Raw genomic sequence first — 14288 nt, forward strand, 5'->3', positions numbered from 1 at the left:
CGCCAATGTCGCCCGGCCGGACGCCGATGGCTTTTCTCCAAACGCTGACGGCGCTTCTCTAAACGCTGACGGCTCTTGTTTAAACGCTGATGGCTCCCTTCTGCGCGTCAGCGGGCTGAGCCGCTGGGTGGCGGGGCCGCGTCGCTGGGGTTGGCGGCGCGAGCGGCAGCCGATCCTGAAGGCGGTGGATTTCGCCATCCGCCCGGAAGAGTTGATCGGTCTCGCCGGGGTCTCCGGGGCGGGCAAGTCGACGCTGCTCAATCTGATGCTGGGGCTGGCACGTGCCGACAGCGGCGAGATCTGGTGCCAGGGCCGGCGCATTCGGCCCGGCTCGGTGCGCGCGCTGCGCTGGTACCGCCGGGTGGTGCAGTACATCCCGCAGGACCCTGCTGCCTCCCTCGACCCGCGCATGCGGGTCCGCGAGCTGGTGCGCGAGCCGCTGGTGCATCTGGACATCGATGGCGATCACCAGCGGCGGGTGAGCGAGGCGCTGGCGCAGGTGGGGCTGGATGGCAGCTTTCTCGAGCGCCGCCCCGAGTCGCTCTCGGGCGGGCAGGCGCAGCGCGTGGCGATCGCCCGGGCGATCGCGGTGCGGCCCCGGCTGCTGCTGGCGGACGAGCCGCTGAGCGGGCTCGACCTGCCGGTGCAGGCCAAGGTCACCCAGGTGCTCAAGTCGCTCAACCACGACGCCGGCATCGCCCTGCTGCTGATCTCCCACGATCTTTCGGTGGTGTGTCGGCTGTGCCAGCGCACGCTGATCCTCGATGCCGGTGCGATCATCGAAGATCGCCCCACCGCGGCACTGTTCCGCCAGCCCGCCCAGGCGCACACCGCAGCGCTGCTGCGCGCCGCCACGACTTTTTCCACCGCCTTGTCCATGCCCGTTCCGCCCTCGGAGGCCGCCGGGCGCCACCCCACGACCCAGGAGATCCCCTCGTGACCTTCCCTGCCACTGCGACTTTCGGCACCGCCGCGACGCCCCGGCGCGCCTCGATCACACGCCACCCGATCAGCCTGCTGAGTCGCGCCCTGACGCTGCCGCTGATGGTGCTGTCGTTCTCTCTTCTCGCCGGCTGCGGGCAGGATGAGGAGACCTCGGCGGCGCGCGACGATGCCCCCGGGAAGACGCAGACGCAGGATCGGCGACTCCGCGTCGCCATGCTGCAGCCGCCCCGCTCCGGGCTCAATCCGCTCACCGACGACGCCTTCAAGCTGTCGCGCTGGCGCACCGCCGAGACGCTGATTCGGCTCGATGCCGACGGCGATCCGCAGCCGTTTCTGGCCACCGAATGGGAGCAGCTCGACCCCCAGACCTGGCGCTTCACCATCCGCCCGGACGTGACCTTCCATGACGGCAGCGCGCTGACCGTCGAGCAGGTGGTCGCCTCGCTCACCGCCGCGACCAACGCCGTGCCCAAACCGCGCATTCTCGATGGGGTCGAGATGCGCATCGAGGCCGACGGCGAGAATGCGGTCATCGTGCGCACCGCGGATACCGACCCGCTGGTGCCTAACCGGCTCTCCAGCCCGCAGTTGGCGATCATGGCGGCGAGAGCCTACGCCCAGGCGGGTCACGTTGATCCCATCCGTGCGGGTACCGGGCCCTTCGTGCTCACCGAGATCAATGGCACCCAGAGCGCCACCCTCGAGCGTTACGACGGCTACTGGGGCGAGCGTGCCGAACTCTCCGGCATCGATGCCGACTACGTGCCCGATGGCACCGCCCGTGGCGCTGCGCTGCGCACCGGCACGGCGGATGTGGTCGAGGCGGTGCCGGTGTCGCAGGTGGCGCTGATCGACCCATCGCTGATTCATGAAGTGCCGATGCCGCGCACCAACACCCTCTATCTCAATACCGCCTCCGGGCCGTTCCAGGACCCGACCCTGCGTGCCGCGGCGCGTGAGGCACTGGATCGTGGTGCCCTCGTGCGTACCGTCTACGAAGGTCGCGCTGACGTCGCCGAGGGGCTGCTGGGCCCGGCGCTGGCCTGGGCGAGCGAGCTGCGTCAGCCGCTGACCCAGCGCACCGCGGCTGCCGAGCCGGACGGGACACGCATCACCCTGGCCACCTTCACCGACCGTGCCGAGCTGCCGGAAGTGGCCGTACTGCTCGAACAGCAGCTGGAGGCGGTGGGTTTCGACGTCCAGCAGGAGGTACGCCAGTACGCGCATATCGAATCCGACATGCTGGCGGGCAAGTTCGACGCCTTCATCCTGTCGCGGGCGACCCTGCTCGACTCCGGCGATCCGGTCGCCTACATGGTCAGCGACTTCTCCTGCGCGGGCTCGTTCAACATCGCCCAACTGTGCGACCCGGCGATCGATGCGGCGCTGGCTAAGGCCGGCGATCTGCCGCCGGGGCCCGAGCGTCGCCAGGCGATTATCGCGGCCGAGGCGGCGATCCTGGAAACGGACGCCGCGGTACCCATGCTCCACGAGCGAGTGATCCAGGGCGAGGCCACCGATGTGGTCGGGGCGCTGCGCGATCCGCGCGAGCGTGAGTTGATCGACGAGCACACCCACTTCCGCCAGACTGCCGATGCCCGCTAGTGAGCCAGCGAGTGTGACCCCGCGGTCTACCGGGGTGGCATGGCACTGGGAGGCGTGGCAGCGCCTGCTGCCGACGCTGTCGCGGCTGGTGACGCTGGCCGGCGTGGTGGTACTGGTGGGGCTGCTGCCGTGGCTCTCCGGGCGCGACCCGGCGCTCAGCATTCTGCGCGCCCGGGCCGGCGATCAGAACCCGAGCGCGGAGGCGCTGGACGCCATCCGTGCCCAGCTCGGCCTCGCCATGGGGCCGTTCGAGAAGCTGGGGCACTGGCTGAGCGGGCTGTTCCGGGGCGATGCCGGGGTGTCGTGGATCTCCGGCACGCCGGTGCTGCCGGGCATGTTACAGGCAGCGCAGGTCTCGCTGACGCTGATGGTGGCAGCGCTGGGCGTGGCGCTGGTGGTCACCCTGCTGATCTGCCTGCCGACGCTCAAGCGCGGGCTAGCCGGCGAGGCGACGCCGACCTCCGGTGCGCTGGGGGCGACGCTCACCGCGCTGCCGGAGTTTCTGCTCGCGGCGCTCTTGCTGGTGATCTTTGCCGCCTGGCTACGCTGGTTGCCGCCCTATGGCTGGGGTGACTGGCGCCATCTGATCCTGCCGGCGGTGGCCCTCGGCCTGCCCGGCGGCGGATTGCTGGGGCGGCTGTTCAGCGATGCGCTGACGGCGGCGTTCTCCGAGCGCTGGGTAGTGACCTGGCACGTGGCCGGCTTTGCGCGCCGGCGTATCGCCCTGGCGGCGATCCAGCGCACCCTGCCCAGCCTGCTGCCGCAGGTGGGGCTGGTGATGGTGGGGCTGACCGGCGGCGCGATCGCGGTGGAGCAGGTGTTCTCCATTCCCGGGCTGGGGCGGGCCACCCTGGGGGCCGCCTCGGCGCAGGATCTGCCGGCGCTGCAGACCGGTATTCTCATACTGATCGTCATCGCCATCGTACTCGGCGGGAGCGCCAATCTGTGCCGGACGTTGCTGCTGGGGCGTACGCTGCGTGCCGGCGCGGTGCCGGTGGCAGTGACGCCACCCCAGCCCGGGCGCTGGCGCTGGCTGGTACCTGCCCTGGCGGCGTTAGCGCTCGCGCTGATCATCGTCGCCGGGCTGGGGCGCGACCCGCTGAGTTCGGCCTATCTGCGGCTGCAGCCGCCGAGCCTGGCGCTGCCGCTGGGGGCCGACGGGATCGGTCGCGACATTCTGGCGCGGGTGAGTCATGGCGCGCTCTCGACCATGGGCATGGCGCTGCTGGCGGTGGGCATCAGCTTTCTGCTCGGGGTGACGATCGGACTGATGCCGCGCCTCGCCGCGGGGCCGATCGAGATCACCAATGCCACCCCGCCGGTGATCGCCGGGCTGATCGTCGCCGGCCTGCTGGGGCCGAGCGCCAGCGGCGCGGTGATCGCGGTCACCCTGGTCAGCTGGGCGCCACTGGCGGCCCATACCGCGGCGCTGGTGGCCGAGACGCTGGGCCAGCCGCATGTGCGCATCACCCCGATGCTCGGGGTGGGGCGGCTGCGGCTGCTCACCCGCTATCTGCTGCCGGCGGTGGTCGGCCCGGTGTTCCGCCACGCCATGCTGCGCCTGCCGGGCACCGCACTGGCGCTGGCGGCGCTGGGCTTTCTCGGGCTGGGGCCGCGGCCACCGGCACCGGAGTGGGGGCTGCTGCTGGCCGAGAGCCTGCCCTATCTCGAACGCGCGCCCTGGGCGGTGCTGGTGCCCGCGCTGGCGCTGGTGCTGATGTCGATTCTGGCGGTCTCGCTCTCCAGTGCCGGGTCGCTGCCGCGGTGGCGTTCGCGGGGCGTTTCTACGTGACTGCCACCAGCACGCTCTCCAGCGATTCGCGCGGGATGTCCCGGGTGATGAATACCAGCCGCGAGCGGCGGTCGTCATCGGGCCAGGCGTCGAGCTCCACCGGCGGGTGGAAGATGTGCTGCACGCCGTGGATCACGGTGGGGCGCTCGCGCCCGGCGAGGTTGAGGATGCCCTTGATGCGCAGCATGTTCTCGCCCATCAGCGCCGTCATCAGCTCGAGCCAGGCTTCGAAGCGGCCGAGTTCGATCGGTGCGTCCAGGGTGAAGCAGTGGGCGCGAATGCGGTCGTCGTGGCGGTTGGGGTCTTGCCCGGGAGTGTCGCTGCCCGCCGGGGCGAGCAGTGACCCGGCAGCCGCGGGGCCGGTGCTGAAGGCCAGCCCGGCCAGACTCGGTGGCTGGGCGTAGGCGTCGAGCCAGCGGGCGAGATCGGGGCGGGTGCCGTCTGCCCCCATCAGCCCCAGCCCGGTCAAGGCGGCGGCTTCAATCTCGCCCTGGACGACATGGCGCTGGCCGGCCCCCGGATTGATCTCGGCCAACCGCCGGGCGAGTGCCGCCAGCGCCTCTAGAGGCGCCAGATCGGCCTTGGTCAGCAGCAGGCGGTCGGCCACCGCGGCCTGCTTGAGCGCTTCCGGGTGGTGGTCGAGGGTGGCGCTGCCGTGGACGGCATCGACGGTGGTGACGATGCCGTCGAGCCGGTACTGACCGACCAGCCTGGGCTCGGTCATCAGGGTGTGCAGAATCGGCGCCGGATCGGCCAGGCCGGTGGTCTCGATCACCACCCGATCGAACTGGCGCCGGCCCTCCCGGGCGTAGCGCCAGGGCACATCGCGCAGCGTGCGGGCGAGGTCGCCGCGGATGGTGCAGCACAGGCAGCCGCTCTCCAGCGCCACCACCTCGGTCTCGTCGGTGGTGCTGAACAGGCGGTGATCGAGCCCGATCTCGCCGAACTCGTTGATGATCACCAGGGTGCGGTCCATGTCGGGCTGGCGGACCAGACGATTGAGCAGGGTGGTCTTGCCGCTGCCGAGAAAGCCGGTCAGCAGGGTGACGGGGATCGGGGTCGTCGCGGTCTTGGGCATGGCAGGCGGACCAGAGGGCGGATGAGTGTCGTCGGTGGAAAGCTTTCTGTCGGAAACCGATAGCGTGATCTAAATGTTATGTTATAACGTATCTTAAATTGAACATGCCGGTATCGTCACGAGTGTAGCGTGTCGGCCCGCCGGCGTGATGCCCTCAAGGCCACTACGCCAAGTCTCGACTCAACGTCGCTATTCACAGTCACGACTCAGGGTCACTGCGACCTTGCCTCACTTTTCCGTTGACGGAGGTCCTCATGAAAACGCGCGCCGCCATTGCCTGGGAGCCGAATCGCCCACTGGAGATCGAAGAGATCGATCTCGAAGGGCCCAAGGCGGGCGAGGTGCTGGTCCGAATCGTCACCACCAGCCTCTGCCACACCGACATGTTCACGCTCTCGGGGCGCGATCCCGAAGGGCTCTTCCCCTGCGTGCTGGGGCACGAGGGCGTGGGTATCGTCGAGGAGATCGGCAAGGGCGTGACCTCGGTCGCGCCGGGCGATCACATCATCCCGCTCTATACTCCGGAAGACCCCAACTGCCCCTATATCCGGTCCGGCAAGACCAACCTGTGCCAGACGATTCGCAAGACCCAGGGGCAGGGGCTGATGCCGGACGGCACCAGCCGCTTCTCCTACAAGGGTAAGATGCTGCGCCACTACATGGGCACCAGCACCTTCAGCGAGTACACCGTGCTGCCGGAGATCGCGGTGGCCAAGATCAACCCCGAGGCGCCGCTGTCCAAGGCGTGCGTGATGGGCTGTGCGGTGCCCACCGGCATCGGCGCGGTGCGCAACACCGCCAAGGTGCAGCCGGGGGATACCGTCGCGGTCTTCGGCCTCGGCGCGGTGGGCATGGCGGTGATCCAGGGCGCCAAGCTGCAGGGCGCGGGGCGGATCATCGGGATCGACGTCAATCCGGCCAAGTTCGCCCTGGCCGAGTCGCTGGGCGCCACCGAGTGCCTGAATCCGAATGAGCACCCCGAGCCGCTGCACGAAGTGATCATCGACATGACCAACGGCGGTGTCGACTTCTCCTTCGAGTGTGTCGGCAACGTGCACCTGATGCGCGCGGCGCTGGAGTGCTGCCACAAGGGCTGGGGCGAGAGCATCATCATCGGCGTCGCCGGCGCCGGTGAGGAGATCGCCACGCGCCCGTTCCAGCTGGTCACCGGGCGGGTCTGGCGCGGCAGCGCCTTCGGTGGCGTGCTGGGGCGCTCGGAGCTGCCGGGCATGGTCGACGAGTGGCTGTCGGGGCGCTTCGACGTCGACCCCTACATCACCCACAACATGACCCACGATCGCATCAACACGGCGTTCGATCTGCTCCACCGCGGTGAGGCGATCCGCTCGGTGATCCACTACCAGCCGCAGGAGACGATGACCGGGGATCTGCCCGGGGTGACCCTCGGCGACAACCAGAAGACCCCCGAGCCCGCCTGATCGCGGCGCTTCCGCTCCGCCCGAGGTCGCAGGGACGCCCGGCTCGTCAGAGTCGGGCGTTGTCGTTGCCTACGTGGGCCTTCTGTTTTTGCCCGACGAGCCACTACCGGTGATGCGCTTTCGCCAGGCGGTATGAGGCGCGCCTCGCTTGAGCCGCAACAGGTCAAAACACGCAAGCGCTGGAGGCGCCAGATCTACAGCCGGCTCTCGAGGGCCGGTATCACTTCGAACAGGTCACCCACCAGCCCGTAGTCGGCGACGCCGAAGATCGGCGCCTCCTCGTCCTGGTTGATCGCCACGATCACCTTGGAGTCCTTCATCCCGGCGAGATGCTGGATCGCGCCGCTGATGCCCACGGCAATATAGAGATCCGGCGCCACCACCTTGCCGGTCTGGCCCACCTGCAGGTCGTTGGCGGCATAGCCTGCGTCCACTGCGGCGCGCGAGGCACCGATGGCCGCCCCGAGCTTGGCCGCGACGCCGTCGAGCAGCTTGAAGTTCTCGCCACTGCCGAGGCCACGCCCGCCGGACACGATCACCCGTGCGCTGCCGAGTTCCGGCCCGTGGCTGGTGGCGAGTTCGTCGCCGACGAAGGTGGACAGCGTGTTGTCGACCACGATACCGAGCGCGCGGATCTCGGCGCTGCCAGTCTCTGCCACGGCATCGAAAGCGCTGGTGCGCACGCTCATCACCTTGAGCGGGGCGTGGTTGCTCAGCGTGGCGATGGCGCTACCGGCATAGATGGGCCGCTTGAAGGTGTCGGGCGCCTCGATGGCGATGATGTCGGATATCTGCGGCACGCCCTTGAGCGCGGCAACCCGCGGCAGGATGTCCTTGCCGCTGCTGGAGGCGGCTGCGAGGAGGTGACTGTAGTCGTCCACGCAGGCGACGATCAGCGCCGCCATCGGCTCCGCCAACTGGTGGGCATAGACCGCATGATCCGCCGTGAGAACCGCACGCACGCCGTCGAGACGGGCGGCGGCAGCGGCCACGGCGTCGATCCCCTCACCGGCCACCAGCAGGTCGACCTCTGTGCCCAGGGCGCGGGCCGCGGCGACCACGTGGGTCGTGGAGGCGGTCAGGGCGCCATCCCGATGCTCTACCACGATCAGTGTGCTCATGGACTCTCCTGTCACAGGACTTTGGCTTCGTGTTTGAGTTTGTCGACCAGCTCATCGACCGAGGCGACCTTGCTGCCGCCCTGTCGTGCCGCCGGGGTTTCGACCCGCTCGAGGCGCAGATAGCCGCTGGCGGCGAGGCCGACGGTGTCGATCCCACGGCTATCGATGGGCTTCTTCTTGGCTTTCATGATGTCGGGCAGGCGCGCGTGACGCGGCTCGTTGAGACGCAGATCGGTGGTGATCACCGCCGGCAGGCGCAAGGCCAGCGTGCGCAGGCCGCCGTCGACCTCGCGCGTTACCTGGACTTCCTCATCCGTCACCTCCAGGCGCGAGGCGAAGGTGCCCTGGCCCATGCCGGTGAGGGCGGCGAGCATCTGCCCGGTCTGATTGTTGTCGCTGTCGATCGCCTGCTTGCCCAGGATCACCAGCCCCGGCTGCTCCTCGGCGACGAGCCGGGCCAGCACCTGGGCGACCTCGAGAGAATCCAGCCTCTCCTCGCTCTCGATGTGGATGGCGCGGTCGGCGCCCAGCGCCAGCGCCGTGCGCAGCTGCTCCTGAGCCGCCTTGGGGCCGATGCTGACAGCCACGATCTCGCTGGCCACGCCACGCTCCTTGAGTCGCAGCGCCTCCTCCACCGCGATCTCGCAGAACGGATTCATGGCCATCTTGGTGTTGGTCAGATCGACATCGCTGTGATCCGGGCGCACCCGTACCTTGACGTTGTAATCGATGACCCGTTTGACGCCGACGAGGACCTTCATGCGTATACCTCTCGAGTGGGATGGGAATCAGCAGATACCGGCGGCTATGTCCTAAGGTGCGGCGTCCCAAGGTACGGCCCGCCGGGTGTCGAACTGGTCGACCTTCGGGAAACTCATGTGGCGCTCTTCGCCGCTGGGGTCGCCGACGTGCGAAAGCGCGCGCGATGACGGTCGGCAAAGCGCGCGATATCGCTCTCGGTGCAGGGCTGACCGGTAAAGATGCGCACGTATTCGGCGATTCGGGTGATGCGCGTGTCCTTGCTCTCCTGGATATGCATGGAGATGTAGCCGATCTGTAGCAGATAGACGGTACGCGCCCGGGTATCGGCCTCCAGCTCGGGATAACCGAAGCGCGCGAACATCGCTTTCAGCGCGCCCAGGCGTGCGCTGTCGGCCCGTTGGACGCGGGTGGCCACCGCCGGGTCCTGCAGGCTCCAGCTGCGCACGGCGTACTCGAACTCGGAGTCGAAGATCGCCGGGTCGAACCAGCAGTCGAAGACGTTGAGCGTGGCCTCGACGATCGTCGCCGCGTAGCGCTCGCTCTGGGTGATGACGGCCTGCGTGTTCTGCGCCTCCCAGCGCGCCAGCAGCGCCTCCAGGATCTCCTCGCGATCCTTGAACAGCCAGTAGAAGCTGGTCCGCGAGGTCTTCAACTGCTTGGCCAGCGGCACGATCTTGACCGCACCGACCCCGGCGCCGATCAGCAGCGTGTAGGCCGCATCGACCCAGGCCTTGCGATTATTGGCGAGTTCGTCTTTCACGATGAGTCCTTGGTGGCGATGGGCAGGACGCTGAGCGTAGCAGGCCGGAGGCCGGTGTTTTAGATCGCCACGAGCACCTTGGCCCCGGCGTGAACACCGCTTTCGGCATTTCCTGAACATCAGACGTCGACATCCGTGTACACAACTGTATTCTCAGTTGACACTGGTGTACAGCGAGCGCTAGCGTGGTGTCAACCCCACGACAACAAGGGTGCCTGACCGTGAAGAACGATCCCCTGCTGCAGCCGCTGACGCTCAAGAACCTGACACTCAAGAACCGCGTCATGCTGACCTCCCACGAGCCCGCCTATCCCGAAGACGGCATGCCCAAGGCGCGCTATCGCGCCTACCACGCCGAGCGCGCCAAGGCCGGTGTGGCACTGACCATGACCGCCGGCTCGGCGGCGGTATCCCGCGATAGCCCGCCGGTGTTCAACAACATCCTTGCTTATCAGGACGAGGTGGTGCCGTGGATGCGCGAGCTGAGCGACGCCTGCCACGAGCACGGCACCGCGGTGATGATCCAGCTCACCCATCTGGGTCGGCGCACGCGTTGGGACAAGGGCGACTGGCTGCCGGTGCTATCGGCGTCCCATCACCGCGAGGTCGCCCACCGGGCCTATCCCAAGAAGGCCGAGCCGTGGGATATCGAGCGGGTGATCCAAGACTATGTCGATGCTGCCGAGCGCATGCATGCCGCGGGGCTCGACGGGCTCGAGATCCAGGCCTATGGCCATCTCATGGATCAGTTCTGGTCGCCCCTGACCAACGAACTCGACGGCCCCTACGGCGGCAGCCTGGACAATCGCCTGCGCTTCACCTTCGAGGTGCTTTCGGCGATTCGTGCCCGGGTCGGCGACGACTTCCTGCTGGGCGTGCGCTATACCGGCGACGAGTGTCTGCCCGGTGGCCTCGACGCCAATGACGGCATGGAGATCTCGCGCCGGCTCAAGCACAGTGGACTGATCGACTTTCTCAACGTGGTCAAGGGGCACATCGACACCGATGCCGGCCTCACCGACGTCATCCCCATCCAGGGCATGCCCAGCGCACCGCATCTCGACCTGGCCGGCGACATCAAGCGTGAGATCGACTTCCCCACCTTTCACGGGGCCAAGATCCAGGACGTCGCCACCGCGCGGTACGCCATCGCCTCGGGCAAGGTCGACATGATCGGCATGACCCGCGCGCACATGGCCGACCCCCACTTGATGCGCAAGGTGATCGAGGGGCGCGAGGAGGAGATCCGACCCTGTGTCGGTGCCAACTACTGTCTCGATCGCATCTATCAGGGCGGTGCCGCCTACTGTATCCACAACCCGGCTACCGGGCGCGAGACGAGCATGCCGCACACCATTGCGCCGGCCGTGACGCGGCGCAAAGTGGTGGTGGTGGGAACCGGCCCCGGGGGGATGGAAGCGGCCCGGGTCGCCGCCGAGCGCGGCCACGAGGTGGTGGTGTTCGAGGCCGCCGACGCTCCGGGCGGACAGATTCGCCTCACCGCCCAGAGCGAGCGTCGGCGCGAGATGATGGGCATCATCGACTGGCGCTACGAGCGCTGCCAGGCGCTGGGCGTCACCTTCCACTTCAACGTCTTCGCCGAGCAGGACGAGGTGGCCGCCGAGTCGCCGGACGTGGTCATCGTCGCCACCGGCGGGCTGCCCAACGAGCAGGCGCTGGCCCAGGGCAACGAACTGGCGGTGACTGGCTGGGACATTCTCTCGGGGCACGTCAAGCCGGGGCGCAATGTGCTGGTCTACGACGAAGCCGGGGATCACACCGCGCTGCAGGCCGCCGAGATCATCGCCAGGAGCGGGGCCCGGGTCGAGTACATGACCGCCGACCGCGCGCTGGCGCCCGAGGTGATGGGGATGAACCTGGTGCCCTACATGCGCTCGCTGCAGGTGCTCGATACCACCTTCACGCCGACCTTCCGGCTGGTCGCGCTGCGCCGCGAGGGCGACGAGCTGGTGGCTTCGGTGGAGAGCGATTACACCCGTGTGGGCAAGGAGCGCCGCGTCGATCAGGTGGTGGTCAACTTCGGCACCCTGCCGATGGAGGATCTCTACGAGTCGCTCAAGCCGCTGTCGAGCAATCAGGGCGCGGTGGACTACGACAAGCTGATCGTGGGTGACCCGCAGCCGATCGTGAAGCCGGCGGACGCGGCCGAGGGCTTCCAACTGTTCCGTATCGGCGATGCGATCTCGCATCGCAACACCCATGCGGCGATCTATGACGCACTGCGTCTGGTCAAGGATCTGTAAGCGGCGCCGGCCAGGATGGCTGCTGCAGTCGCGGCTCGAGGTTCAAAACGCCTGCACCAAACCTATGTCAGGGGCTCGACGGAGCCAACACGAGGGTTTTCCACCATGCCTATATCGACTTCCGAACTGGACGAGCTGCTCGCCCGGCGCCGCGCCGGCCACTCGCTCGAGCAGCCCTTCTACACCGACGACGAGATCTTTCACGCCGATCTCGAACGCATCTTCCAGCGGCAGTGGCTCTTCGCCCTGCCGGCGTGCCAACTGACCAAGCCGGGCGGCTATGTCAGCCTGCGCGTTGCCGGGGCCGGGGTGCTGATCGTGCGCGGTCAGGACGGTGTCATCCGCGCCTTTCACAACACCTGCCGCCATCGCGGGTCGGTGCTGTGCCAACCCGGCGACGGCCATCTGGCCAAGCTGGTCTGCCCCTACCATCAGTGGACCTACGAACTCGATGGCCGCCTGCTCTGGGCGCGCGACATGCCGGCCGACTTCGACCCCGAGGCGCACGCCCTCAAGCCGATCCACTGTCGTGAACTGTGCGGGCTGGTGTTCATCTGCCTGGCACGGCAGGCCCCGGACTTCGAAGCCTACGCGGCGCTCGCAGCGCCTTATCTGCAGATCCATGACCTCGATCAGGCCAAGGTGGCGCATGTCTCGACCATCGTCGAGAAGGGCAACTGGAAACTGGTGTGGGAGAACAATCGCGAGTGCTACCACTGCGGCGTCAACCACCCGTCGCTGTGCCGCTCCTTCTCCCCCGATCCGGCCGTCGCCGGCGTACTGCCGGACGGCTCCACACCCGAGCGCCTCGCCCAGCACTTCGAGCGCTGCGAGGCTGCGGGTATACCCTCCAGATTCCAGATTGCCGACAGCGGTCAGTACCGGCTGGCACGGATGCCGCTGGAGGAGGGCGCGGTCAGCTACACCCTGGACGGCAAGCCCGCGGTGACGCGTCCACTGGGGCGCGTGGGGCTGGCCGAACCGGGTACGCTGCTGAAATTCCACTATCCGTCGATGTGGTCGCACTATCTGCCGGACCATTCGCTGACCTTCCGCGTCAACCCGATCAGTGCCACCGAGACCGAAGTCACCACCACCTGGCTGGTGCACAAGGATGCCGTGGAGGGGGTCGACTACGATCTCGATCGGCTGACCGAAGTGTGGCTGCGCACCAACGACGAGGATCGTCAGGTGGTCGAGAACAACCAGCTCGGCATCCTCTCGCTCGGCTACGAGCCGGGGCCCTACTCCCAGATCCAGGAAAACGGGGTGGAGCAGTTCGTCGAGTGGTACTGCGAGGCGCTTGCCATACCGGTGAGCGGCACGCGCCTGCGGGCGGTGGAGGTCTGAGATGAGTGCACTCGCCCTTGGAGCGCCGCCGACGTTCTGGCACGACAGCGAAACACTCGAATGCGTCTCGGTACTGCCTGAGGCGCCCAATGTGGCCACCTTCTGCTTCCAGGCGCCCTCGGGCGGGCTGTTCAGCTTTCTACCGGGCCAGTTCCTGACCCTGGCGCTGCCGACCGCCGAGGGCGTCGTTCATCGCACCTACACCATCTCCTCGTCGCCCTCGCGGCCGATGTCGCTGACCATCACGGTCAAGGCGCAGAGCGGCTCGATAGGGACGCGCTGGATGCTCGATCACCTGCAGCCGGGCATGCGCGTGAAGGCGATCGGGCCGGTGGGCCGCTTCTCGCTGGACAATGCCCCAGCCAGGAAGTACCTGTTCCTCTCGGCCGGCTCGGGCATCACGCCGATGATGTCGATGACCACCTATCTCTACGATCAGGGTCGCGATCCCGACATTGTCTTCGTCAACTGCGCGCGGCGCCCCTCGGAGATCATCTTCCGCGAGCGCCTCGAACACATCGCCTCGCGCGTCACCGGTATCGAGCTGCGCTGGGTGGTCGAGCAGACCGACCGCTATACCCCCTGGACCGGCTATCAGGGGTTCTTCAACCAGCTGATGCTGGGGCTGATGGCGCCGGACTACCTCGAGCGCGAAGTCTTCTGCTGCGGTCCCGAGCCGTTCATGCAGGCGGTGCGCGATGCGCTGGTAGGGCTCGGCTTCGATCTCGAGAATCACTATCACCAGGAGAGCTTCGACGCGCCGCTGCCCGAGACCAGCGACGTGCCCGACAGCGTGGTGCTCGACGAAGAGAGCCGCGCCGAGATAGCGTTCTCGCGCTCGGCGGTGACACATCGCTGCAGCGAGACTGACACCCTGCTCGGCGCGGCCAAAGCCGCGGGTGTGTCGATCCCCTCTGGCTGCACCTTCGGGGTCTGTGGCTCGTGCAAGGTCAAGAAGCTGGCGGGAGACGTGCACATGGTGCACAACGGCGGCATCACCGACGCAGACATCGAGGCCGGCTATGTGCTGGCGTGCTGCTCTCACCCCCGTGGCGCGGTGGTGATCGATGCCTGATCTGCCGGGGCTCGCTCGGCGAGCGTTGCCCATTGCGCATGCTTTGGGTTCTGTACGAAAAGTCGACGAGCGAATGCCGTTTTCGTGCAACATCGAG

General features: G+C 67.8%; 11 protein-coding genes. 7 read left to right on the plus strand and 4 right to left on the minus strand.

Annotated features, from left to right (window positions below; translation table 11 throughout):
- The first annotated feature begins 127 nt into the window (after nucleotides 1–127).
- Genes DOM45_RS14685 through DOM45_RS14695 form a run of 3 tightly spaced genes read left to right on the plus strand, consistent with a single transcriptional unit; the run spans nucleotide 128 to nucleotide 4342 of the window.
- Nucleotides 128–940 (plus strand): ABC transporter ATP-binding protein, encoded by an 813-nt coding sequence (locus DOM45_RS14685; RefSeq protein ID WP_240612408.1) that lies wholly within the window; start codon nucleotides 128–130, stop codon nucleotides 938–940.
- Nucleotides 937–2550 (plus strand): ABC transporter substrate-binding protein, encoded by a 1614-nt coding sequence (locus DOM45_RS14690; RefSeq protein WP_240612409.1) that lies wholly within the window; start codon nucleotides 937–939, stop codon nucleotides 2548–2550. Before DOM45_RS14685 ends, DOM45_RS14690 begins: the two co-directional genes overlap by 4 nt.
- A gap of 13 nt (nucleotides 2551–2563) precedes the next feature.
- A complete protein-coding gene (locus DOM45_RS14695; RefSeq protein WP_240612410.1) occupies nucleotides 2564–4342 on the plus strand; it encodes an ABC transporter permease subunit in 1779 nt (592 codons plus the stop codon).
- Here DOM45_RS14695 and DOM45_RS14700 read toward each other — a convergent pair.
- The gene (locus tag DOM45_RS14700; RefSeq protein WP_110601690.1) at nucleotides 4335–5420 is read right to left on the minus strand and encodes a CobW family GTP-binding protein; all 1086 of its coding nucleotides are present in this window, start codon (nucleotides 5418–5420) and stop codon (nucleotides 4335–4337) included. The genes DOM45_RS14695 and DOM45_RS14700 overlap by 8 nt on opposite strands.
- 254 nt (nucleotides 5421–5674) lie before the next feature.
- On the opposite strand from DOM45_RS14700, the gene DOM45_RS14705 reads away from it, so the two are divergent.
- Nucleotides 5675–6859: an S-(hydroxymethyl)glutathione dehydrogenase/class III alcohol dehydrogenase gene (locus tag DOM45_RS14705; RefSeq protein ID WP_110601692.1), complete on the plus strand. Its 1185-nt coding sequence runs from the start codon at nucleotides 5675–5677 to the stop codon at nucleotides 6857–6859.
- A gap of 194 nt (nucleotides 6860–7053) precedes the next feature.
- Here the strand turns inward: DOM45_RS14705 and DOM45_RS14710 are convergent, their stop codons facing one another.
- The 3 genes from DOM45_RS14710 to DOM45_RS14720 form a co-directional block, all read right to left on the minus strand.
- Nucleotides 7054–7980, minus strand: a complete 927-nt coding sequence (locus DOM45_RS14710; protein WP_110601694.1) for an electron transfer flavoprotein subunit alpha/FixB family protein — start codon at nucleotides 7978–7980, stop codon at nucleotides 7054–7056.
- 11 nt (nucleotides 7981–7991) lie between these two features.
- The gene (locus DOM45_RS14715) at nucleotides 7992–8741 is read right to left on the minus strand and encodes an electron transfer flavoprotein subunit beta/FixA family protein (protein ID WP_110601696.1); all 750 of its coding nucleotides are present in this window, start codon (nucleotides 8739–8741) and stop codon (nucleotides 7992–7994) included.
- Nucleotides 8742–8854: 113 nt separating this feature from the next.
- The gene (locus tag DOM45_RS14720; protein ID WP_198651690.1) at nucleotides 8855–9502 is read right to left on the minus strand and encodes a TetR/AcrR family transcriptional regulator; all 648 of its coding nucleotides are present in this window, start codon (nucleotides 9500–9502) and stop codon (nucleotides 8855–8857) included.
- A 221-nt stretch (nucleotides 9503–9723) separates the two neighbouring features.
- Here DOM45_RS14720 and DOM45_RS14725 point away from each other — a divergent pair, with 221 nt between their 5' ends.
- From DOM45_RS14725 to DOM45_RS14735, 3 genes are all read left to right on the plus strand, one after another.
- A complete protein-coding gene (locus tag DOM45_RS14725) occupies nucleotides 9724–11766 on the plus strand; it encodes an NADH:flavin oxidoreductase (protein ID WP_110601699.1) in 2043 nt (680 codons plus the stop codon).
- 105 nt (nucleotides 11767–11871) lie between these two features.
- Complete coding sequence (locus DOM45_RS14730) at nucleotides 11872–13116, plus strand: aromatic ring-hydroxylating oxygenase subunit alpha (RefSeq protein ID WP_110601700.1); 1245 nt, start codon at nucleotides 11872–11874, stop codon at nucleotides 13114–13116.
- 1 nt (nucleotide 13117) lies between these two features.
- Entirely contained in the window at nucleotides 13118–14191 is a 1074-nt protein-coding gene (locus DOM45_RS14735) for an FAD-binding oxidoreductase (protein WP_110601702.1), read from the plus strand.
- Nucleotides 14192–14288 lie beyond the last annotated feature (97 nt).

The organism is Salinicola lusitanus (genome assembly GCF_003206045.1).
In the GTDB taxonomy this organism is placed as follows: Bacteria; Pseudomonadota; Gammaproteobacteria; order Pseudomonadales; family Halomonadaceae; genus Salinicola; species Salinicola lusitanus.

Excerpts from the sequence above, each read along its gene's own strand:
- DOM45_RS14700 (WP_110601690.1), bottom strand. The coding sequence starts at position 5,420 with ATGCCCAAGACCGCGACGACCCCGATCCCCGTCACCCTGCTGACCGGC.
- DOM45_RS14730 (WP_110601700.1), top strand. The coding sequence starts at position 11,872 with ATGCCTATATCGACTTCCGAACTGGACGAGCTGCTCGCCCGGCGCCGC.
- DOM45_RS14715 (WP_110601696.1), bottom strand. The coding sequence starts at position 8,741 with ATGAAGGTCCTCGTCGGCGTCAAACGGGTCATCGATTACAACGTCAAG.
- DOM45_RS14710 (WP_110601694.1), bottom strand. The coding sequence starts at position 7,980 with ATGAGCACACTGATCGTGGTAGAGCATCGGGATGGCGCCCTGACCGCC.
- DOM45_RS14705 (WP_110601692.1), top strand. The coding sequence starts at position 5,675 with ATGAAAACGCGCGCCGCCATTGCCTGGGAGCCGAATCGCCCACTGGAG.
- DOM45_RS14735 (WP_110601702.1), top strand. The coding sequence starts at position 13,118 with ATGAGTGCACTCGCCCTTGGAGCGCCGCCGACGTTCTGGCACGACAGC.